Below are 22,131 nucleotides of genomic sequence, written 5' to 3' on the forward strand. Positions count from 1 at the left end.
TAATTATTTTTGATAAAAGTGGAATTATAAATGTATTAACAAATTTAATTAGTGAATTGATGGCTAAAAAAATCAAAATTCCTTACTTTCGCACTTCGATTTAAGAAAAGGACAAAATGAGCACAAAATTTACTGAATACAAAGGACTTGACTTACCAACTGTAGCGTCTGAAGTACTTGATTTTTGGAAGAAAGAAAATATATTTGAAAAGAGTGTAACAACTCGCGAAGGTGCTGTGCCTTTCGTATTTTTCGAAGGCCCGCCTTCGGCAAACGGATTGCCAGGAATTCACCACGTAATGGCACGTGCTATTAAAGATATTTTTTGCAGATATAAAACTCAAAAAGGATTTCAGGTAAAACGTAAGGCTGGATGGGATACTCATGGATTACCTGTAGAATTAGGTACTGAGAAAGAATTAGGTATTACTAAAGAAGATATTGGGAAAACAATTTCTATTGAAGAATATAACGAGGCGTGTAAAAAAACCGTAATGCGTTATACAGATGTATGGAATGACTTGACCGAAAAAATGGGATATTGGGTAGATATGGAAGATCCATATGTAACTTATAAACCAAAATATATGGAGTCTGTTTGGTGGCTTTTGAAACAAATCTATGATAAAGGATTGTTATACAAAGGATACACAATTCAGCCTTATTCTCCAAAAGCAGGAACAGGATTGTCTTCTCACGAAGTAAATCAGCCAGGAGCTTATAGAGATGTTACAGATACTACAATTGTAGCACAGTTTAAGACATTGCCAGAAACATTGCCTTCGTTTTTACAAGGTTTTGGAGATATCCACATCTTAGCATGGACGACAACACCTTGGACATTACCATCAAATACAGCTTTAACAGTTGGGCCAAAAATCGATTATGTTTTAGTAAAAACTTTCAATCAATATACTTTTGAGCCAATCAATGTTGTTTTGGCTAAGAACTTAGTTGGAAAACAATTTGGAAAAGGATTTTTTGTTAGTGAAGAGGATGCAGATTTTGACAATGTAAAAGAAGGAGACAAAAAACTTCCATATAAAATTTTAGCGGAAGCGAAAGGAATTGATTTAGTTGAAATCCGTTACGAACAATTATTACCTTACGTATTGCCATATCAAAATGCTGAAAATGCATTTAGAGTAATTTCAGGGGATTTTGTAACTACCGAAGACGGAACAGGAATTGTACATACCGCTCCAACTTTTGGTGCTGATGATGCTAAGGTAGCAAAAGAAGCTAAACCTGAAGTACCGCCAATGTTGGTTCTTGACGAAACTGGAACTGCAGTTCCTTTGGTAGATTTACAAGGAAAGTTTACTTCGCATTTAGGAGAACTTGCTGGTAAATATGTGAAAAACGAATATTATGATGCGGGTCAGGCGCCAGAGCGTTCTGTAGATGTTGAGATCGCTATTCGATTAAAAGAAGAGAATAAAGCCTTTAAGGTAGAAAAATATGTACACAGTTATCCACACAGTTGGAGAACTGATGAGCCGTTATTATATTATCCACTAGACTCTTGGTTCATTAAAGTAACCGATGTAAAAGATAGAATGTTCGACCTGAATGAAACTATCAATTGGAAGCCTAAGTCTACTGGTGAAGGACGTTTTGGAAATTGGCTTAAAAATGCCAACGACTGGAATTTATCTCGTTCTAGATATTGGGGTATTCCGTTGCCGATTTGGAGAACAGAAGATAAAAAAGAAGAAATTCTTATTGGTTCTGTCGAAGAATTGTATAATGCGATTGAGAAATCTATCGAAGCAGGTTTTCAAACAGAAAATCCTTTTAAAGATTTTGAAATCGGTAATATGTCTGAATCTAATTATGATTTAATCGATTTGCATAAAAATGTAGTCGATCAAATAACTTTAGTTTCGGCTTCAGGCCAGCCAATGAAACGTGAAAGCGATTTAATAGATGTTTGGTTTGATTCTGGAGCAATGCCTTATGCACAATGGCATTATCCTTTTGAGAATAAAGATAAAATTGACGAGAATAAAGATTTTCCTGCTGATTTTATTGCAGAAGGTGTCGATCAGACTCGTGGATGGTTTTATACGCTTCATGCAATCGGAACTTTGGTTTTTGATAAAGTAGCTTATAAAAATGTGGTTTCAAATGGTTTGGTTTTAGATAAAAATGGAATAAAAATGTCTAAGAGTAAAGGAAATACTATTGACCCGTTTAAAACCATTGCAGAATACGGTCCAGATGCCACGCGATGGTATATGATTATGAATGCAAATCCTTGGGATAACTTGAAATTTGACCTTGAGGGAATTGCTGAGGTTCGTCGTAAATTCTTCGGAACATTATACAATACCTATTCATTCTTTTCGTTGTATGCAAACATTGATGGATTTAAATATGCTGAGGCAGAAATCCCGTTAAACGAAAGACCAGAAATTGATCAATGGATTATTTCTGAGTTGAATTCGCTTATCAAAGAAGTTGATACTTTTTATGCCGATTATGAGCCAACAAAAGCAGCTCGTGCAATATCAGACTTTGTACAGGAGAATTTAAGTAACTGGTATGTTCGTTTGTGTCGCCGTCGTTTCTGGAAAGGGGAGTATGCGCATGATAAAATAGCGGCATATCAAACACTTTATACTTGTTTGTTGGCCATAAGTAAATTAAGTGCTCCAATAGCTCCGTTCTTTATGGACAAGCTTTACAGAGATTTAACAACTTCGGCACAGTCAGAAAATTACGATAGTGTACATTTGGCGGAGTTCCCAAAATACGTTGAAAACTTTGTTAATAAAACGTTAGAGAGCAAAATGCAGAAAGCACAAACGATCTCATCACTTGTATTGTCACTTCGTAAGAAGGAGATGATTAAGGTACGCCAGCCATTGCAAAAGGTAATGATTCCAGTACTTGACGATAATCAACGTAGTGAAATTGAGGCAGTTTCTGAGCTTGTTAAGGCTGAGGTTAACGTGAAAGAAATCGTTCTTTTAGATGATGCTTCAGGGGTTTTGGTAAAACAAATTAAGCCTAATTTTAAGGCATTGGGGCCACGTTTCGGAAAGGATATGGGGTTGATTTCCAAAGAGATACAGTCTTTTACTGCGCAACAAATCAGTCAGTTAGACAAGGAGGGTTCATTGGATATTGTTATTGCAGGAAAAAGTGTAACTTTATCATTAGAAGATGTCGAAATAACGTCGCAAGATATCGAAGGATGGTTGGTTGCAAATTCAAACGGAATAACAGTTGCGCTTGATATTACAATCACGGAAGAATTGAAAAATGAGGGTATCGCAAGGGAATTGGTTAATAGAATTCAAAATATTCGTAAAGATTCTGGATTTGAAGTAACTGATAAAATAAAGGTACAAATAAAAAGAAGTGGTATATTAGAAAATGCTATTCTTAAAAATGAAGACTATATTAAGTCTGAGACATTAACTGATAGCTTGATTTTCTTAGACGAATTAGAAAGCGGTATAGAAATTGAGTTTGATGATATTAAAACAATGATATTAATTTCAAAATAAATATAAGATGGTAGATGAAATTACAAGATACTCTGACGCTGATCTAGCGGAATTTAAAGAGATCATTTTGGGTAAAATACAAAAAGCGCAAGCTGATTTAGACTTGATTAAAAGTGCTTATATGAATGATTTAAATAATGGTACAGATGATACGTCTCCAACATTTAAAGCATTCGAAGAAGGAAGCGAAACGATGTCCAAAGAAGCAAACTCACAGTTAGCTATCAGACAAGAAAAGTTTATTCGAGATTTAAAGAATGCGCTATTCCGTGTAGAGAATAAAACATACGGTGTGTGTAAAGTAACAGGAAAATTAATTGGTAAAGAAAGATTAAAAATTGTTCCTCATGCTACTATGAGTATTGAAGCTAAAAATTTGCAACGATAATTTTTTAAATATAATTAAAAACGCTCCTACTTTAAGGAGCGTTTTTTTTTTTTTTGTAATAATAGGGAGAAGTTAAGACTTGAAAGTTAATTTTGGCTTATCCGTAAATAGCTTAATTTAAATATTAATGGGCTTAAGCGAGATTTTTCTCTAGCTCTAATTTGTGTTTTCTTAAAACAGCTCTTGTCATTCCTAAATTTGCTTTGGTAGAATCTGCAGCAAGGTAGATCATGAATTTTTTGTTTGGAGAAATATCGATAATGTGAATCTGATTAGAAAGTGTAATCAAAATATCTTCAATGTCCTGGTTTAGATTTAAAGCTTTTACGGCACTCAATTTTGCTTTTACAACTTCGAGATTATAAGCAGCAGCCAATTCAGGGTCAAAACCTGGGTCAATTGTTAAGTTTCCAAAACTTAATCCTGATTCAATTTCAGTTACAGCTACAGCTATAAATCCGTTTACGTTGGTTTTCATTTCATTTAAAAACACATTTAAGAAGTCATTGCTCATAATTTTTGGGGTTTATTGGTTATTAATTATTTTAAAAGGCTGATGCTGCTAAGTTTAGTAGCCAATTCATCAATATTTCGTAAAAACAATCCAAGGTTGCTCCCGTCATTAGAGAAAACAATAACACTGTGAGAATTGTTTATTTTATTCATTACTACGACGCCACCATCGGTAGTTTTAAGGTATAATTGTTTTAAAGACCCCTTAGCTAAGTCGGTTAGGAATTTGTCGCTCATAGATAAGATAGCATCGCTCATTGCAGCAACACTATCGCTATAATCTAAGTGCAGGGAGGTTATTAATTTCCCTTTTGCACCTGATATTAGGGCTGATGATGATTTCGTCTGAATTAAAAACTCATTTAGGATAATTGTGATTTCATTCATAGTGAGGATGTTTGGGGAGTTGTTAAAAAATAATTGATTAAGCTAATTTAATTAAAAAAATATAACTTTTTCATGTATTATCTCGTTAATTTATTTAACAAATAATTTTTTTTTGCGTATTATTGTAAGTAAATGTGAAAATCAAGTAATTTTTAATTTAATATGAAACGTTATGGCTAAAGTATTGAAATTTAGAGATGTGAAGTCCGATGTTGATAATAGAATGAAGGATTTTGAAAAGATTAGGATTAAGCTAAATGTGGCTCGTGCAAAAAGTACTCAGAGTGAAAGTGTTAAATCCGGTGAGGTTAAAAAGGAAACCAAAGGATTGTTCGATTCAATCTCTAGCTTTTTTTATGAAGGGTCAAAACCAGTTAGATATAACGGAAGGAAATAAAGAACATTTTGTTACGAAATAATTAACGCTCCCTAGGGAGCGTTTTTTTTGATTTAATTGTTACTTTTGCGCCAATAAAAAATTATAAAATGTCACTACGAAAAGCGTATTTACTTATTTTCATTATTTTACTTATTGATCAGGTTTCTAAAATTTACATTAAAACAAACTTTGTTTTGAGTGAAGAGGTAGAAGTCTTTAAATGGTTTAAGATTCTTTTTATTGAAAATGAAGGAATGGCTTGGGGAACAAAAATTCCAGGTGAATACGGAAAATTGATTTTGACTGTGTTTAGGATTTTTGCGGTTTTCGGTATAGCATATTGGCTGTACGATTCTATAAAAAAACAAAGTTCAACGTATTTAATTGTTGCTATTTCTTTGATTATGGCTGGAGCAGCAGGGAATATTATAGATTCAGTTTTTTATGGAGTGATTTTCGATGATAGTTATAATAACTTAGCTACATTGTTTGCTCCTGAACATTACGGAACATTGTTTCATGGTAAAGTGGTTGATATGTTATATTTTCCTATTTGGGAGGGGAATTTACCAACTTGGTTGCCAATATGGGGTGGAGAACCATTTAAATTTTTTAATGCAATTTTTAATTTTGCCGATATGGCGATTTCTACAGGAGTTGGGATTTTAATTGTCTTTAATAAAAAAGCATTTAACAAGCACTAACTAATTTTACTTTATAGATTTTTAGTTTTTTACAACCGAATAGTTCTCGGGATGTTTTATTTTTACAGTACGGAAAAACTAAAAAAATGCAAAGACCCTCTTTTTCTATATATGACGCATCTGCGGGTTCTGGTAAAACATATACTTTAGTTAAGGAATATCTTAAAATTATTCTTTCAGCTCCCAAAAATGATGCATATCGTAATATTCTAGCGATTACATTTACTAATAAGGCGGTGCATGAAATGAAAAGCCGTATTGTGGGCAGTTTGTCGGAATTTGCGAAAGACGAACCATCTGGAAAAGCGACTGATTTGATGCAAGATCTAGCGCGCGAAACGGGTCTTTCTATCATTGAATTAAAAACAAAATCACAAAATATCATTAAGCATATTATTCATAATTATGCAGCTTTTGATATATCTACAATCGATAAATTTACACATAAGGTTATCCGTGCTTTTGCGCATGATTTAAATTTACCGATGACTTTTGAGGTAACTCTGGATACCGAAAATTTACTTATAGAGGCAGTCGATGCCATTATCGCTCAAGCAGGTCAGGATGAAACGTTGACCAAGTTATTGATCGATTTTACGATGGAAAAAACCGATGATGATAAAAGTTGGGATGTGTCTCGTGAAATTCTTGAAACAGGAAGGTTAATCTTAAATGAGAATAATCGAAATGAAATTACACATTTTCATGATAAATCAATTGAGGAGTTTGTTGAAATAAAAAAGAAACTAACGGTTTTATGTAAAGACCTAGAAGAAGAGAATGTTGCTTTTGCTACAAATGCGCTTTTGTTAATTGAAAAAAATGGAATTGATTTAAAATCTTTTTCGAGAGGAACATTCCCAAATCATCTAGAAAGTATTCGAGATGGTAAATTTAATCCCAAGAATAAAACATTTCATGAGTTTGATGATATCGCAATAAATAAAACGGCCAAAGACAGAGCTTTAATAGAGAATATCATTCCCGAATTACTTCAGATTCTGGATAAGATTTATAAGAACTTTGAGAAAAGAGATTTTTACAAAGCATTTCTTAAAAATATCACGCCACTTTCATTGTTGAATACGGTGAGTAACGAGTTGGAGAAGATTCAAAAAGAACAAAATGTTTTGTCTATTTCTGAGTTTAATGCAATTATTCATCGCGAAATTCAGAATCAGCCAGCGCCTTTTATTTATGAACGTTTGGGAGAAAGGTATCGTCATTTTTTTATTGATGAATTTCAGGATACATCCGAAATGCAATGGCAGAATTTAATTCCGCTAATCGATAATGCGCTTTCTGGTCAGGATGATTTTGGAGTAAAAGGTACTCTAATGATTGTTGGAGATCCAAAACAATCAATTTATCGTTGGAGGGGGGGGAAAGCGGAGCAGTTTATTGAGCTGAGTAAGGATTTAAACCCATTTAATAATCCGGATAAAAAAATAACACATTTAGATACCAATTATCGTAGCTATAGTGAGGTTATCGAATTTAATAATGGCTTTTTTAAATTAATCTCTTCGGAGTTTGAAAATGCCGATTATAAAGATCTGTATGAAAATCATAGTCATCAAAAAACTAATGCTAAGAAAGGGGGATATGTAAATATTTCGTTTCTCCCAATTGTAGATAAAAGTGATCAAATTGAGGATGATGCAGTATTGGAGAAGACCGATTTATATGTTTTGGCGACTTTAAATACAATTCAAAAAGTATTGCGTGAAGGGTTTGAATATAAAGATATTGTTATTCTGACTCGAAAAAGAGGTCAGGGTATTGCCGTTGCGAATTATTTAACGGAGCAAAAAATTCCTTTATTGTCTTCGGAGACATTGATGATTCAGAACGCAACAGAAGTTCGATTGGTAATTCATTTGTTGAAATACTTGAATAATAATGCTGATTTAGAAGCAAAAGCTAATTTTTTGCACTTTTTGGCTAAGAATACAGATGTTAAAATGCCGATCCATGATTTTATAGCAGAAGGAATGGCAGAAAGAAATGAAATTGCTTTTGAAAAATGGTTAGAAAGATTTGACGTTTCACTTTCATTTGAAAGTATTCGAAAGAAATCACTTTATGAGGCAGTTGAGACTATTGTTTCAAAATTTGTACGTCCAGAGTATAATAATGCTTATGTACAATATTTCCTTGATATAGTTTTGGAACGAGATATTCGGAATCAAGCAGGTATTTCAGATTTTTTAAGTTTTTGGGATAAGAATGCAGAGAAATTCAGTATTCCTTCTCCGGAAGGGAATAATGCAGTTCGTATCATGACTATTCATAAATCGAAAGGATTAGAGTTCCCGGTTGTTATTATGCCTTTTGCTGAAGAAGATTATAGTCGGAAACCAAAAGATAAGCTGTGGTTGAATGCAGAGGAAGAAGATTTTGGATTGCCAAAGGTGTTAATAGATAATAGTAGTGCTGTGGCAGGATTTGGAGAAGATGCTGCTGTTGTTTTTAATTTAAAGAAGCAAGAAGAATTGCTTGATAACGTAAATGTTTTGTATGTTGCATTGACTCGGGCAGAAGAGCAGTTGTATGTGATTTCTCAGGAAATAAAACCTAGAAAAGATGGTGATTTCCCTGGTAATATGGCATCTTTTTTTATAAAATATTTAATTGATTTAGGAGTTTATGATGAAAACAAATTGGAATATGAGTTTGGTAATTCGGCTAAATTGTCTTCAGGAGAGAAATACTCTTCGTCTGCCAAAACAATTCCATTAGTTTCTGAAGTTTTAAATCCTAAGAGTATTAAAATTGCCCAACGCGAAGCATTAATGTGGGGAACACATCAGCAAGAAGCTATATCATATGGGAATATAATTCATGAGATATTAGCTTTTGTAAAATATCAGTCAGATATAGATTTAGCAATTGTAAAAGCATTAGAAGATGGATTAATCACTTTTGAACAAAAAGATATTGTTTCGAAAACGATTCAAGAAATTGTAAATCATTCAGAAATCAGTGTTTGTTTTGAAAGGGGTAATAGAGTTTTAAATGAAGAAACTATTATTCAAAAAGAAGGAAAGATATTAAAGCCTGATAGAGTTGTTATTACTCCTAAAGGAGAAGCTTATCTCTTAGATTATAAAACAGGTTCGGCTAACCCAAAATATAAACAACAAGTAGAAGAATATCAGTTTGCTATTGAAAATATGGGGTTTAAAGTGTTAAAAAAGGCATTGGTGTATATAGGAACCGATATCGATGTAGTAAATTTGTGAAAAAATTAGTCAAGTGTTAAGAATTAAAACTGACTAACTTGTTAAAATTTAACATATTAAATAAGTAGAGATGTACGGAAAAATTAAGGAGCATTTGCAGAATGAATTGCAAACGATTGAAGAAAACGGAATTTTTAAAAAAGAAAGAATAATAACTTCTGCTCAGGATGCTGAAATAACTATTTCTACAGGAGAGAAAGTTTTGAATTTTTGCGCTAATAATTATTTAGGATTGTCTTCACATCCCGAAGTTGTTCAGGCTGCAAAAGATGCGATGGATACGCATGGTTTCGGAATGTCATCTGTACGTTTTATATGTGGAACGCAAGATATTCATAAAACATTAGAGAAAAAGATTGCTGATTTTTATGGAACAGAGGATACGATACTATATGCTGCAGCCTTTGATGCAAATGGAGGTGTTTTTGAGCCTTTGTTGGGGGAAAATGATGCGATTATTTCGGATAGTTTAAATCATGCTTCGATAATAGATGGAGTTCGTTTGTGTAAAGCGGCTCGTTATCGTTATGAGAATAGTAATATGGAAGATTTAGAACAGCAGCTAATAAAAGCGAATGATGCTGGAGCTCGTTTTAAATTAATTGTTACTGATGGAGTATTCTCTATGGATGGACTTGTAGCTCCATTGGATAAAATATGCGACTTAGCAGATAAATATGATGCAATGGTTATGGTTGATGAATGCCATGCAGCTGGATTTATTGGAGCAACAGGAAAAGGAACTCTTGAGGCAAAAGGAGTAATGGGTAGAGTTGATATCATTACCGGAACTCTTGGAAAAGCTTTAGGAGGTGCTATGGGGGGGTATACTACAGCTAAAAAAGAAATTATAGAATTATTACGTCAGAGATCACGACCGTATTTGTTTTCAAATTCATTAGCGCCAGCAATTGTAGGAGCTTCTATTAAAGTATTTGAGCTTCTAGAAAAAGACACAGTATTAAGAGATAGATTAGAATGGAATACTAATTACTTTAAAGAAGGCTTAAAGAAAGCTGGATTTGATATAATAGATGGGGATTCGGCTATCGTTCCCGTTATGCTATATGACGCAAAATTATCGCAAAATATGGCAAATGAACTTTTAAAGGAGGGTATTTATGTAATAGGATTCTTCTTTCCTGTAGTTCCTAAGGAAAAAGCAAGGATAAGAGTACAATTGTCTGCGGCGCATACAAAGGACCATCTAGACAGAGCTTTAGAGGCATTTGTTAAGGTTGGTAAACTGTTAAAAGTTGTATAATTCCCACTTTTGGCATTTCTTATTGCTTTTTTTTAACATTTCATTTTGTAGTTAAAAATTTACGCATTACTTTTGTCTATAATTAACTAAATTGTAATTAAATAAATTAAGTATGAAACATCTTAACAAACTTTTAGTTGCTGTGATGATGGCGATGGGGTTAAGTTCTCACGCACAAGACAGTAACAATCCATGGGCTATCTCTTTTGGAGTTAATGCCGTAGACACTAAAACGAGTGCTGGTGGAGGACATAACTGGGCTGATCAACATTTTTCTCAGGCTTTCGCAGCAAAAGACAACTGGAACATTCTTCCTTCTGTATCTTACATCGGTGTATCTAGATACATTGGTGATAATTTTTCTGTAGGATTACAAGGTTCTGTGAATAAAATTGATAGATATGTAAGGTTTTCTCCAACTGCTCCTGGTCACGATTCTCGTGGTTATGTAGTTTCTAATCCTGGAGACTTAATGTATTATGGTATTGATGCTACACTTAGATATAGCTTCATGTCTTTAATTAAATCTAAAGTAATCGATCCTTCGTTAAGCGTTGGTGGAGGTTATACTTTCTTCGGAGATAGCAGTTTTGGTACTGTTAACCCAGGAGCTGGTTTGACTTTTTGGTTCTCTGAATCAATCGGTTTATCTTTAGCTACTACTTACAAAAAATCTTTTGGAGATAGAGAAGATGCTGCTGGTATTCCAGACGCTCCATCTCATTTTCAACATTCAGCAGGTCTTACTTTCAAATTTGGAGGTAAAGATACTGACGGAGATGGTATCTACGATAAAGATGATGCTTGTCCAGATGTTGCTGGTTTAAAACAATTCAACGGATGTCCAGATACTGACGGTGATGGTATCGTTGACGCAAGTGATGCTTGTCCAACTGAATTTGGTTTAGCTGCTTTAAATGGTTGTCCAGATAGAGATGGTGATGGTGTTGCTGATAAAGATGATGCTTGTCCAGATACATTTGGTTTAGCTGCTTTAAAAGGTTGTCCAGATACTGACGGTGATGGTGTTGCTGATAAAGATGACAAATGTCCTACTGTTGCAGGTCCTAAAGAAAACGGTGGATGTCCTTGGCCAGACGCTGATAAAGATGGTGTACTTGATAAAGATGATGATTGTCCTACTGTAGCTGGTCCAGCTAGTAACAGAGGTTGTCCAGAAGTAACTACTGCTGTATTAGATGATCTTAAAGTTCAAGCTAGAGCGGTATTCTTTGACACTGGAAAAGCTACTTTCAAAAAAGGAGATGCTACTACTCAAGCTAGATTAGATGCTATCAAAGAAATCCTTAAAGCTTATCCAAATGCTAAATTTAGCATCGAAGGACATACTGATAGTACAGGTTCTGCTAAAATCAACAACAAATTATCTCAAGAAAGAGCTGATGCTGTAATGAATGCATTAATCGAAAGAGGTGTAAGCCCAGATAATTTAGTTGCTAAAGGATTTGGTTCATCTCAACCAGTTGCAAGTAACAAAACTGCAAAAGGTAGAGCTGAAAACAGAAGAACTGAAATCAGACACATAGGTTCTAAATACGAAGGTAAATTGTAATTTACTTTTCTAAATAATTTTAAAAAGCCATTCTTAATTGAATGGCTTTTTTTATTTTTATACAATGACAGAAATTTACTTTTTAGATAAGATTGCAAAGGTTATAATTGAAGATTATTTAGGCAAATTGGCTGAAACTACAATTGTTCTACCAAATAAAAGGGCCAAAATTTTTCTTGTCGAAGCTTTAAAAAAACAAATACAGAATACGGTTATCAGTCCTAAGATAATTAGTATTGAAGAATTTATTCAGGATATAGCCTCCGTACGGTCAATTGATTCAATAGAATTATTGTTCGAGTTTTATGAGGTGTACATGTCAATTACGGAGAAAAAAAACCAACAGTCTTTTGAGTTGTTCGCTAATTGGGGAAAAACATTATTGCAGGATTTTAATGAAATCGATAGATATTTATTAGATCCATCACACGTACTTTCTTATCTTAAGGATATTGAGGATATTAAAAAATGGGGAATAGAGGTTGAAAATAAAACTCAATTATTAGAGAATTATATAGATTTTTGGAAGTTGCTACCTAGTTATTACGAATCTTTATATACTCATTTGCTTAATAAACAAATTGGATATCAAGGATTGATTTATAGAGAAGCGGTGAATAATATAGATCATTTTACGAATTCAGTTCAGAATCAGCATTTTGTTTTTGCGGGATTTAATGCTTTAAATGCTGCGGAAGAAAAAATTATTCAGCATTTAATAGCTTCTGAGCAGGCTAAAATATATTGGGATATTGATAAAACTTTTTTAAATGATCCCTACCATGATACAGGATTATTTGTTAGACGTTTTAAACAAGATTGGAAATATTATAAAGCAAACCCCTTTGAATGGATATTAGATGATTTCTCTCAATCTAAAAACATACAAGTTATTGGTACGCCAAAATCAATTGGACAAGCAAAAATAACAGGAAGTATAATTGAAGAAATTATTACTAATAATCCAGGTTCATCATTAGATAAAGTAGCTGTAGTATTAGGTGATGAAAATTTACTAGTACCACTTTTATATGCTTTACCATCTTCTGTGGGAGCTTTAAATATTACAATGGGGTATTCAAGTAAGAATAATCCAACTCAAATTTTGATTGCAAAACTGTTTAAAATGCATACTAATGCATTGTCTAGAAACAGTGTTTCTTATGTTTTTTATTATAAAGATGTTTTAGATATCTTAACACATCCTTTGATTGAGCCATATGCCAACGTAAAAGGATTGGTGAAAAAGATAAATCAAAACAATTATACTTTTATAACTCACTCTAAAATTATTGAGCTTAATGAGAATCATTCAGATTTGTTTTTGTTGCTTTTTCAAAAGTGGGATTCCGGTTCAGTAGCAGTTTTAAACAATATTTCAAAACTCTTACTCCAGATAAAGGAGAATCTAAGTAATGATAGTGAAGAAGATAAAATTGCGAAGACGTTCGTTTTTGCTATTTTTAAGGTAATTAATAAGTTGATTAATTACTATTCTCAGCACCAGCATATTGATAAAATAGAAACGCTCTATGCTATTTATAAACAAGTTATAGAAGTGGCCGAAGTTTCGTTTGAAGGAGAGCCTTTAAACGGTTTACAGATCATGGGAGTTTTAGAGAGTCGTGTTCTGGACTTTGATACCGTAATTGTAACTTCTATGAACGAAGGTAAATTTCCAGCAGGAAAATCTATGAACTCGTTTATTCCTTATGATGTTAAACGTGAATTGGGTTTGCCAACATTTAAAGAGAAAGATGCCATTTATACGTTTCACTTTTATCATTTATTACAGCGTGCTAAGAATATTTACTTGCTCTATAATACAGAAAGTGAAGGACTGGATGCGGGTGAGAGAAGCCGCTTTATAACGCAGCTTGAGGTTGAAAAAAAGCCAAAACACAATTTGACTCATGAAATTTATAATGCAGTTTTGCCAGAAACAGCATATGAGCCAATGGTCATTCCTAAATCTGAGGCTGTAATGATACGGTTGAAAGAAATTGCAAGTGTAGGATTTTCACCATCAGCATTAACGAGTTATATTCGAAATCCGATTCAGTTTTATTTTCAGAAAATATTGCGAATTCGTGAGGTCGAAGAAGTTGAAGAGAATATTGCTTTAAATACTTTAGGGACTATTATTCATGAAACATTGAAAGCGCTTTATGATCCTTTTATTGGTAAATTTATCTCTGAGAGCGATATTTTAAATTGTTTTAAATTACTAGATAATGAAGTCTTGAAACAGTTTAAGTTAGTTTATAAAGAAGGGGAGATTAAAAAAGGGCGTAATCTTTTGGCTTTTGAAGTAGCGAAACGGAATGTTTCAAATTTTTTAAAAGTAGAACTAGAGTGTATCAAAGATGGTGATGCAATTAAAATTCTTGCAATAGAAGAAACTTTTGAAAGAACATTGACACATCCAGGTTTACCTTTCCCGGTTTTAATAAAAGGAAACGTAGATAGAATTGAACAGCGTAATGGTATTATCCGGATTATTGATTATAAAACAGGTAAGGTAGATAAGGCTAATGTTATTCTTAAAAATTGGGATGGACTTATAGCCGATATAAAAAATGATAAAATTATTCAGGTTTTGGCATATGCCTTTATGTATGAAAACAATGCAAATGGATTGCCTATTGAAGCTGGAATTATCTCCTTTAAGAACTTAAAATCTGGCTTTTTACCTTTTGGATTTAAAGAAGAAAAGGACGTTAATATGATTATTAATAATGAGATAATGCATAATTATTTTGAACAAATTGTGTTGTTGCTCAATGAGATATTGGATATTACAATTCCTTTTGAAGAAAAAATATAATGAGTAAAACAATCAAGAAGTTAGGGAATGCTTTTGAATTTTTTAAAAGTACAATAGCCATTAATTTGGCAGCAAGTATTTTGCCTTTACTTTTTGGAGGGTTACTTGTTTTTAATTATTCGGTTGTGAGTTTTGGTTTTGCAATAAGCTTGGCAGTAAAAGAAAATAATTCTAGAAACGAATATTTATTTTATTTTAATAATGGTCTTTCTAAAGGTTGGCTTTGGTTTTATTCTTGGTGTTTTAATCTATTGTTTCTAATAGTGGGTATCTTTATTTTTAATCTAATAAGTAGATTATTTTGAAAAGAAATGTTTTAGAAATCGATAGTGTTCAAAAGTCTTATGGTGAAAGAATAATTCTTTCGGATGTTTATTTGCAATGCGAAACAAATGATATAGTTGGACTTTTGGGAAGAAACGGTTCGGGTAAATCTACTTTTCTTAAAATTATTTTCGGAATTACATCCGCAAATTTTAAGTTTGTTAGGATTAATGGTGTTATCAAAACAAAGACTAAAGAATTAATGAATGAAATAAGTTATTTGAGTCAGGATAATTTTATTCCAAACATTTTTTCTGTTAAAAAAGCGATTCGGCTCTCAATTGCAAAAGAAAGAATTAATTCATTTTGTAATGACGAAATGATACAGGCAATAACCGACAAAAAGATTGCTCATTTATCAGGAGGTGAATTACGTTATCTCGAAATAAAACTTGTATTAGAGAATTCATCAAAGTTTGTTTTACTCGATGAGCCTTATAATGGATTATCTCCTTTGATGATTGAAAAAGTTAATCAATTAATTGTTATGAATTCCTGTAAAAAAGGAATCATAATATCCGACCATAATTACAGAAATGTAATTAGTATTTCAACAAGATTGATTTTAATTAAAAATGGGAAACTAAATCATTTAAAAGATAAAAACGAACTCATTGAAAAAGGATATTTAAGTTCTGAAATGATTTAAATCTCTTTAAAAAAATCTAACAAAACCGCAGTCAATTTTGTTTCGTTCTCGATAGAACTCATGTGTCCATCAGAGAAAGTTACAAGTGATACATTTGTATTTTCTATTTGCTGAATACTTTCTTCGTAGTTTAAAACAGGGTCTTTTTCTCCTAAAAAGCAATAACATTGGGAAGAGATTTGTATGTGAAATAATTCCCTTGTCTTTTCTAATCTTCATGCCTTTTTATGAAGCAATTATTCCCTGAAGCTGAGTTTTTAAGTCTTTCCTTGTTATTTTTGCTAAATAAATTACCTATAGCCAAACCTATAAATGTGGAATAGTTTTGTTTAACGGCTTTAATGGTACTGTTTCGATTCAGTTTTATTTCCAAAAAAATATTGCGAATCCGCGAGGTCGAAGAAGTTGAAGAGAATATTGCTTTAAATACATTAGGAACAATCATCCATGAAACCTTGAAGGCGCTTTATGTACCTTTTGTAGGCAAATTTATTTTTGAAAATGATATTTAAATTACTAGATAATGAAGTCTTGAAACAGTTTAAGTTAGTTTATAAAGAAGGTGAGGTTAAAAAAGGGCGTAATCTTTTGGCTTTTGAAGTAGCTAAACGTAATGTTACAAATTTCTTGAAAGTTGAACTTGATAATATTAAAGAAGGTGATGCAATTAAAATTCTTGCAATAGAAGAAATTTTCTAGAGAACATTGACGCATCCAGGTTTATCTTTTCCGGTTTTAATAAAAGGAAACATAGATAGAATTGAACAGCGTAATGGCATTATCCGGATTATTGATTATAAAACAGGTAAAGTAGATAAGGCTAATGTTATTCTTAAAAATTGGGATGGGCTTGTGGCTGATATAAAAAATGATAAAATTATTCAGGTTTTAGCATATGCCTTTATGTATGAAAATAATGCAAATGGACTGCCTATTGAAGCTGGGATTATCTCCTTTAAGAACTTAAAATCTGGTTTTTTACCTTTTGGATTTAAAGAAGAGAAAGATGTCAATTCTATTATTAATAGTGAGATAATGAGGGATTATCTGGAGCAAATAGCTTTGCTTTTGAATGAAATTCTGAATATTGAAATAGCTTTTGAAGAAAAGATAGTGTAGAAATACTAAAAGATTTATCAAAAGGGGCGGTTTTGATAAAAGCTTTCGTTGTAAATTATTTTAGCTAAATATTTTTTTGAAAAAACCTTTTTTAGCCTGTTCTTGTTTATGATCTCCCAAAGTGATCTCGCCGTTTATAAAACGAAATCTTCGGAATTTCATTAGCTTGACGTTTAAGTCAAAGCGTAATTCATCAGTTGTTTTCATAGAACTTAATTTTTGGCAAATTTATATAAAAAACTTATATAATGATTTGGTAATGAGTTTTATCTGGAATCGTGAATTATTATTTCATTTTTTGTATTGGTATGTCATTTTTGTGAGATTATTAGTTGTTTTTATTGGTATTTGTTGGTTTAAATAATTTATTATTGCCAAAAGATTGAAGTATAAACAATGGGTTATCAGGGTGGTATGATTAACTTTTATTTAACAAGTGTTTAGTTCACGACTCTTTTAAATTAAAATAACTTTGGCGCTTCAAAAAACAAAGATATATGCAAGGAAGTATTGATTTAAACACGTTGGTGACTGAAACGGGAGCCGAATCTGGATTGATTTTTAGTATAGACGGCATTTTAATTGAATCGGTTAATCTGGAGTACGATGGTAACGTTGCGGCAATGATTGGTATGATTTTGAAAATGTGCTTGGAAATGTCGGAAGATATTAATATCGGAGGACTTAAACAGGTCATGATTAAAAATGACGGAGGGATTGTGGTTGCAAACAAAGATCAAGATGATAATTGTATTGCTTTGCTTTCAAAAGATACTAGTAAAATGGGGCTTTTGCTTCGTAGGATGGAGACTATACATAATAACTAATTTTAATATAAATACCATGTCAGATTTTTTACAAAACTTTCAAAATGATTTGAAAGAAAACATTTCAGGTTTTATCGCTGTATCTGTAACAGAAGTTGAAACTGGAATGTCTTATTCTTCACTTTCTTTAGACCCAAATTTTGATCCTGAATTAGCTTCGGCTTATAACTTAGAAGTCGTTAAAGCTAAAATGAATGCTATTAAAGCTTTAGGCTTGAACCAGAAAATCAATGACATATTAATTACTCTAACGAATCAGTTGCATATAATAGATGTTTCTGATGACGAAAAATATTTTATTTATTTAGCAGTAGATTCAACTAAAGCTAATTTAGGTATGACAAGAGCAGTTTTGGCTAAATTTAAAAAAGATATATCTTCTAAATTATAGATTCTATTTTTACTTATAAAAAAGGCTATTTCATTTTTTTTGAAATAGCCTTTTGTTATTTTAAATCTTATTAAAAAAATCTAATAAAACAGCAGTCAATTTTGTTTCGTTCTCGATAGAGCTCATATGCCCATCAGGGAAAGTTACAAGTGATACATTTGTATTTTCTATTTGTTGAATACTTTCTTCGTAGTTCAAAACAGGGTCTTTTTCTCCTAAGATCAATAACATTGGGAAAAGATTTGTATGCAAAATAATCTCCTTATCTTTTCTGATCTTCATACCTTCTAATGAAGCAATAATTCCTTGAAGTGGTGTTTTTAAGGCTTCTTCTTTTACGAGTTCGATGTTTGTAGCAAGCCTTTCTCGGTTGTTTTCGCTAAATAAATTACCTATAGCTAAACTTATAAAAGCTGTATAGTTTAGTTTAACGGCTTTGATTGCTCTGGTTCGGTTTAGTTTTCGTTCGGCATTATCAGGTTTAGATGTAGAATTTAATAAAACCAAACCTTGTACTTTTTCGGTGTATAATTCGGCGAAAGCCAAAGCGACATAACCGCCCATAGAGTGCCCTATTAAAACAGCCCTCTCGATCTCAAGATGAGATAGGACTTCGTTTACCACATCGGAATTGTCTTCCATTGTATGAACGTAACCTCGTGGTTCTGTTTTTCCATGACCCAATAAATCAATAGTGACAACGCGGTAATTTTTAGAGAATGTATCAACATAATGATTCCACATGGTTTTGTTTTCTAAGAAACCATGAAGCAAAACGATAGTTGTACCTTTTCCTGTGTCTGAATAAGAGATATTGGTGTTTTTGAAGAGGATATTTTTCAATGAGATTAATTTATGTTGCAAAAATAGTAGTTTGTTATGTATGTAAAAGCAAAACGGCTAACATTTCTGAAAGCCGTTTGTTTTTATGAATAAAATGAACTGAATTAAACGTTCATTAAGCTTTCTATCTCATCAGCTTCAATAGGAATATTGCGCATTAAATTAAATGGCTCTCCAGTTTCCTGAATCACAACATTATCTTCTATTCGAATACCGAAACCTTCAGCAGGGATGTAAATTCCAGGTTCAACTGTAAAAACCATATTGGCTTTCATTGGTTCGTGAAGCAATCCGTAATCATGCGTATCTAGCCCCATGTGGTGAGAAGTCCCGTGCATGAAGTATTTTTTATAGGCTGGCCAGTCTGGGTTTTCGTTTTGCACATCGGCTTTGTCAATTAGTTTTAAATCTAATAATTCCGAAGTCATTATTTTTCCAACTTCTAAATGATATTGTTTCCAAAGCGTTCCAGGTGTAAGCATTTTTGTAGCTTCATTCTTCACACGCAAAACAGCATTGTAAACTGCTTTTTGGCGAGCGGTATAGGTACCCGATACAGGAATTGTACGAGACATATCGCTAGAATAATTAGCATATTCGGCAGCAACATCCAGTAAGATTAAATCTCCAGCTTTACATTGTTGGTTGTTTTCGATATAGTGCAGTACGTTTGCGTTATTTCCTGAAGCAATAATAGGAGTATAAGCAAAACCTTTAGAGCGATTGCGAATAAATTCGTGAATAAGCTCCGCTTCGATTTCGTATTCAGTTACATTTGGTTTTACAAAAGATAATAATCTTCGGAAACCTTTTTCGGTGATATTACACGCTTGCTGAATCAAATCGATTTCTTCGCTTTCTTTTACCGAACGAATGCGTTGTAATATTGGGTTACTTTTGGCAACCTGATGTGCTGGATATCTTTCTTTCCACCATTTTACAAAACGAGCTTCACGAGTTTCAGTTTCAACAGTTGCACGATAATGCTCATTAGTATTAATGTACATTGTATCGGCATAAGTCATCATTTCGTTTAAGACTTTTTCAAAATCTTGTAACCAATAAACGGTTTTGATTCCAGAAACTTCAAAGGCACGTTGTTTGGTTAGTTTTTCCCCTTCCCAAACAGCAATATGGTCATTGGTTTCTTTTAAAAACAAAATTTCACGTTGGTTTTCATATGGTGCATCTGGGAAAAGTAATAAGATGCTTTCTTCCTGATCTACTCCGCTTAGGTAAAAAATATCTCTATGTTGAGCAAATGGTAATGTGCTATCGGCGCTAACTGGATAAATATCATTTGAATTAAAAACCGCTACACTATTAGGCTTCATTTGAGCCATGAATTTTTCGCGATTTTTTATAAAAAGAGAGTTGTTTATTTGATGATATTTCATGTTAATTTGGTTTTATACTTTGAATACTCAAAAATACTAATTTTAGAAACACTAAAAAGGATTGGTTTATTAAAATTTTCTTATTTGTTTTTGGGTTTTTTCTTTTGCTTTTTCTCTCGCAGATTTAGGAGATTTGGCTGATTTTTTCTTTTCTAAATCTTAGCAACTCAGAACCTTAGAATCTTTTTAGAATGGCGTGTCCCTCCGGGTCGGGCTTTCGGCTATATCTTTTACTCCGCTATCGCTTCATAAAAGGATGACGCCTCAAATGAAATTCACTGAACTCCAATTAAAATAAAATAATGTGAAGTAATCCCTCACGCGAACTCAGTATTGTGGAAAATTGTGTTAATAAACCAGGTATTGTAATTTGTTAAAAAATCTTACACTGCTAAACTCTTTAATAATCATTTATTTGTACATTGCATATATAACTAATTGTATTATGAAAGAACAAATTATTAGGCAATATTTAGAAAAACTAAAGACGGCTGATTCAATTATTGAAATTGATTCTGTCTTAAATGAAATTATTCCTTTATTAGCTTCATCTGGAGTTTCACTTCCTGAATTGATGGTTTATTTTAAAGTTCATCAAAATGATTATGAAACAAAATCTCAAGATCATCAAAATTCAATCTCTAACTCTAATAAAACGCAATTAATACTTCAAAGATTAATGGCTAAGCTTGGAAAATAATGTGTCCTTCTATAACTGATTGGATAAGCGCATTTTCGAGTGTTCTTTCTGTAATAATTTCTTTAGGTGTTCTCTTAGTTGCATGGTATCAAATAAAACAAGTTAAAATTCAATTGCAAAGTTTGGCAGAAAGCCAAAAGAATAGTACTCTTATGACTGTTCTAGAATTGGAGAGTGAACTAAATAAAAGAAAAGAATATTTTGATCAATGTAATTTTGAGTTAAGGGCTTATGATATTCAAATAAATTCTTCTGAAGTTGAATTGAATGAAGATGTTTTGGGGTTATTTGCTGACAAAATCAAAATTGCTCGTGAAAATTATTTAAATGCTCTTGATCGATTTTCGTACTGTATAATTCACAAATATATTTTGGATAGAGATTGGAGAACGGAATATCGAGATGTGATATTTGAGGCAGTAGATAATTACAGTGAATGTTTTGGGGTTTCCTCGCGATTTAGAAATACAAAACAATTATATGAAAAATGGAAAAGTGAATAACAAGAAGATATTCACTTTCAATAAAAGTGACATATGCCCGATAGCGCGGATTTGTAATCCGTGCCCGTAACAATAATCAAATCCATAAAAAAACCGAAGCAATCAAACTTCGGTTTTTCTATAAATATATTTTCGTAAAAATTATTTCTCACTTAGTAATTTTTCTAAAAAAGCAACTTTCTCTTTTTCAGCCTGAACCAATCGTTCATAAAGTTTTTCATTTTTATCAAAAGCTTCAAGAAGTTTATCTAACGGATTAAAAGTACATCCATAACTAATTGCAGAACCATTGTTGTTTTCTATATCAAAAGTATTTTCAATAATATTAAAAACAGCTTCTTCAGAAAAGTTTTTTATCACTTCGGCAGGAATGCCTAAAGCTTCGGCAATTGCTTTTAGCTTTTCGTCATCAACACTTTCGCTTCCTTCAATATTAGAAATAGATTGTTGGCTTATGCCAATTGCAATAGCAAGTGCTTCTTGTTTCATTCCTTTAAGCTCTCTGATTCGGCTAATGTTTCTTCCGATATGTCTAGGTTTTGTTTCTGTGCTCATAGTTCAAAGATATTTAAAATTCTTT

At 32.4% G+C, this 22,131-nt stretch carries 19 protein-coding genes and 1 pseudogene; 15 read left to right on the forward strand and 5 right to left on the reverse strand.

The features are described from left to right. Positions 1-116: 116 nt before the first annotated feature. Entirely contained in the window at positions 117-3,518 is a 3,402-nt protein-coding gene (gene ileS / locus LPB87_RS11645; RefSeq protein WP_230728010.1) for an isoleucine--tRNA ligase, read from the forward strand. Between the two features lie 7 nt (positions 3,519-3,525). Next, positions 3,526-3,906, forward strand: coding sequence for a TraR/DksA C4-type zinc finger protein (locus tag LPB87_RS11650; protein WP_082001802.1), 381 nt, complete (start codon positions 3,526-3,528; stop codon positions 3,904-3,906). Between the two features lie 133 nt (positions 3,907-4,039). Here the strand turns inward: LPB87_RS11650 and LPB87_RS11655 are convergent, their stop codons facing one another. Both LPB87_RS11655 and LPB87_RS11660 read right to left on the reverse strand, forming a co-directional pair. Then, the gene (locus LPB87_RS11655) at positions 4,040-4,420 is read right to left on the reverse strand and encodes a hypothetical protein (RefSeq protein ID WP_129540561.1); all 381 of its coding nucleotides are present in this window, start codon (positions 4,418-4,420) and stop codon (positions 4,040-4,042) included. 26 nt (positions 4,421-4,446) lie between these two features. Further along, entirely contained in the window at positions 4,447-4,806 is a 360-nt protein-coding gene (locus tag LPB87_RS11660; RefSeq protein WP_230728011.1) for a roadblock/LC7 domain-containing protein, read from the reverse strand. A gap of 172 nt (positions 4,807-4,978) precedes the next feature. On the opposite strand from LPB87_RS11660, the gene LPB87_RS11665 reads away from it, so the two are divergent. The 11 genes and pseudogenes from LPB87_RS11665 (at position 4,979) to LPB87_RS11715 (ending at position 18,108) form a co-directional block, all read left to right on the forward strand. Further along, the gene (locus tag LPB87_RS11665) at positions 4,979-5,203 is read left to right on the forward strand and encodes a hypothetical protein (protein WP_129540563.1); all 225 of its coding nucleotides are present in this window, start codon (positions 4,979-4,981) and stop codon (positions 5,201-5,203) included. A gap of 89 nt (positions 5,204-5,292) precedes the next feature. After that, positions 5,293-5,889 (forward strand): lipoprotein signal peptidase, encoded by a 597-nt coding sequence (locus LPB87_RS11670; RefSeq protein WP_129540564.1) that lies wholly within the window; start codon positions 5,293-5,295, stop codon positions 5,887-5,889. Positions 5,890-5,975: 86 nt separating this feature from the next. Continuing rightward, positions 5,976-9,134: a UvrD-helicase domain-containing protein gene (locus tag LPB87_RS11675; protein WP_230728012.1), complete on the forward strand. Its 3,159-nt coding sequence runs from the start codon at positions 5,976-5,978 to the stop codon at positions 9,132-9,134. 70 nt (positions 9,135-9,204) lie between these two features. Beyond that, on the forward strand, positions 9,205-10,398 hold the full coding sequence (gene kbl / locus LPB87_RS11680) for a glycine C-acetyltransferase (RefSeq protein ID WP_230728013.1): 1,194 nt from the start codon (positions 9,205-9,207) through the stop codon (positions 10,396-10,398). 112 nt (positions 10,399-10,510) lie between these two features. Next, complete coding sequence (locus LPB87_RS11685; protein WP_230728014.1) at positions 10,511-11,971, forward strand: OmpA family protein; 1,461 nt, start codon at positions 10,511-10,513, stop codon at positions 11,969-11,971. Between the two features lie 64 nt (positions 11,972-12,035). Further along, the gene (locus tag LPB87_RS11690; RefSeq protein WP_230728015.1) at positions 12,036-14,798 is read left to right on the forward strand and encodes a PD-(D/E)XK nuclease family protein; all 2,763 of its coding nucleotides are present in this window, start codon (positions 12,036-12,038) and stop codon (positions 14,796-14,798) included. Continuing rightward, positions 14,798-15,103 (forward strand): hypothetical protein, encoded by a 306-nt coding sequence (locus tag LPB87_RS11695; protein WP_129540569.1) that lies wholly within the window; start codon positions 14,798-14,800, stop codon positions 15,101-15,103. The genes LPB87_RS11690 and LPB87_RS11695 overlap by 1 nt, the downstream gene beginning before the upstream one ends. Continuing rightward, positions 15,100-15,771 carry an ATP-binding cassette domain-containing protein gene (locus LPB87_RS11700; protein ID WP_230728016.1) on the forward strand — a complete coding sequence of 224 codons (672 nt, stop codon included), beginning with the start codon at positions 15,100-15,102 and terminating at the stop codon, positions 15,769-15,771. The genes LPB87_RS11695 and LPB87_RS11700 overlap by 4 nt, the downstream gene beginning before the upstream one ends. Before the next feature lie 371 nt (positions 15,772-16,142). Then, positions 16,143-16,890 (forward strand): annotated as a pseudogene (locus LPB87_RS11705) (PD-(D/E)XK nuclease family protein); the annotation flags it as partial. Between the two features lie 497 nt (positions 16,891-17,387). After that, entirely contained in the window at positions 17,388-17,717 is a 330-nt protein-coding gene (locus tag LPB87_RS11710; protein ID WP_129540572.1) for a roadblock/LC7 domain-containing protein, read from the forward strand. 16 nt (positions 17,718-17,733) lie between these two features. Then, positions 17,734-18,108 (forward strand): hypothetical protein, encoded by a 375-nt coding sequence (locus LPB87_RS11715; RefSeq protein ID WP_129540573.1) that lies wholly within the window; start codon positions 17,734-17,736, stop codon positions 18,106-18,108. A gap of 60 nt (positions 18,109-18,168) precedes the next feature. Here LPB87_RS11715 and LPB87_RS11720 read toward each other — a convergent pair whose 3' ends face one another. Next, positions 18,169-18,951, reverse strand: coding sequence for an alpha/beta hydrolase (locus LPB87_RS11720; RefSeq protein WP_230728017.1), 783 nt, complete (start codon positions 18,949-18,951; stop codon positions 18,169-18,171). Between the two features lie 104 nt (positions 18,952-19,055). Then, entirely contained in the window at positions 19,056-20,348 is a 1,293-nt protein-coding gene (locus tag LPB87_RS11725; RefSeq protein WP_230728018.1) for an aminopeptidase P family protein, read from the reverse strand. 445 nt (positions 20,349-20,793) lie between these two features. On the opposite strand from LPB87_RS11725, the gene LPB87_RS11730 reads away from it, so the two are divergent. Beyond that, the gene (locus LPB87_RS11730) at positions 20,794-21,048 is read left to right on the forward strand and encodes a hypothetical protein (RefSeq protein ID WP_230728019.1); all 255 of its coding nucleotides are present in this window, start codon (positions 20,794-20,796) and stop codon (positions 21,046-21,048) included. Then, the gene (locus LPB87_RS11735) at positions 21,048-21,551 is read left to right on the forward strand and encodes a hypothetical protein (protein WP_230728020.1); all 504 of its coding nucleotides are present in this window, start codon (positions 21,048-21,050) and stop codon (positions 21,549-21,551) included. The genes LPB87_RS11730 and LPB87_RS11735 overlap by 1 nt, the downstream gene beginning before the upstream one ends. A gap of 141 nt (positions 21,552-21,692) precedes the next feature. On the opposite strand, the gene LPB87_RS11740 is transcribed toward LPB87_RS11735, so the two are convergent. Then, positions 21,693-22,106 (reverse strand): helix-turn-helix transcriptional regulator, encoded by a 414-nt coding sequence (locus tag LPB87_RS11740; protein ID WP_230728021.1) that lies wholly within the window; start codon positions 22,104-22,106, stop codon positions 21,693-21,695. Positions 22,107-22,131 lie beyond the last annotated feature (25 nt).

The sequence above is a fragment of the Flavobacterium sp. EDS genome, from assembly GCF_020991525.1.
Lineage (GTDB): Bacteria > Bacteroidota > Bacteroidia > Flavobacteriales > Flavobacteriaceae > Flavobacterium.

Excerpts from the sequence above, each read along its gene's own strand:
- LPB87_RS11725 (WP_230728018.1), bottom strand. The coding sequence starts at position 20,348 with ATGAAATATCATCAAATAAACAACTCTCTTTTTATAAAAAATCGCGAA.
- LPB87_RS11740 (WP_230728021.1), bottom strand. The coding sequence starts at position 22,106 with ATGAGCACAGAAACAAAACCTAGACATATCGGAAGAAACATTAGCCGA.
- LPB87_RS11735 (WP_230728020.1), top strand. The coding sequence starts at position 21,048 with ATGTGTCCTTCTATAACTGATTGGATAAGCGCATTTTCGAGTGTTCTT.
- LPB87_RS11675 (WP_230728012.1), top strand. The coding sequence starts at position 5,976 with ATGCAAAGACCCTCTTTTTCTATATATGACGCATCTGCGGGTTCTGGT.
- LPB87_RS11670 (WP_129540564.1), top strand. The coding sequence starts at position 5,293 with ATGTCACTACGAAAAGCGTATTTACTTATTTTCATTATTTTACTTATT.
- LPB87_RS11715 (WP_129540573.1), top strand. The coding sequence starts at position 17,734 with ATGTCAGATTTTTTACAAAACTTTCAAAATGATTTGAAAGAAAACATT.
- LPB87_RS11660 (WP_230728011.1), bottom strand. The coding sequence starts at position 4,806 with ATGAATGAAATCACAATTATCCTAAATGAGTTTTTAATTCAGACGAAA.
- LPB87_RS11655 (WP_129540561.1), bottom strand. The coding sequence starts at position 4,420 with ATGAGCAATGACTTCTTAAATGTGTTTTTAAATGAAATGAAAACCAAC.
- LPB87_RS11695 (WP_129540569.1), top strand. The coding sequence starts at position 14,798 with ATGAGTAAAACAATCAAGAAGTTAGGGAATGCTTTTGAATTTTTTAAA.
- LPB87_RS11690 (WP_230728015.1), top strand. The coding sequence starts at position 12,036 with ATGACAGAAATTTACTTTTTAGATAAGATTGCAAAGGTTATAATTGAA.
- LPB87_RS11710 (WP_129540572.1), top strand. The coding sequence starts at position 17,388 with ATGCAAGGAAGTATTGATTTAAACACGTTGGTGACTGAAACGGGAGCC.
- LPB87_RS11730 (WP_230728019.1), top strand. The coding sequence starts at position 20,794 with ATGAAAGAACAAATTATTAGGCAATATTTAGAAAAACTAAAGACGGCT.
- kbl (WP_230728013.1), top strand. The coding sequence starts at position 9,205 with ATGTACGGAAAAATTAAGGAGCATTTGCAGAATGAATTGCAAACGATT.
- LPB87_RS11650 (WP_082001802.1), top strand. The coding sequence starts at position 3,526 with ATGGTAGATGAAATTACAAGATACTCTGACGCTGATCTAGCGGAATTT.
- LPB87_RS11685 (WP_230728014.1), top strand. The coding sequence starts at position 10,511 with ATGAAACATCTTAACAAACTTTTAGTTGCTGTGATGATGGCGATGGGG.
- LPB87_RS11665 (WP_129540563.1), top strand. The coding sequence starts at position 4,979 with ATGGCTAAAGTATTGAAATTTAGAGATGTGAAGTCCGATGTTGATAAT.
- ileS (WP_230728010.1), top strand. The coding sequence starts at position 117 with ATGAGCACAAAATTTACTGAATACAAAGGACTTGACTTACCAACTGTA.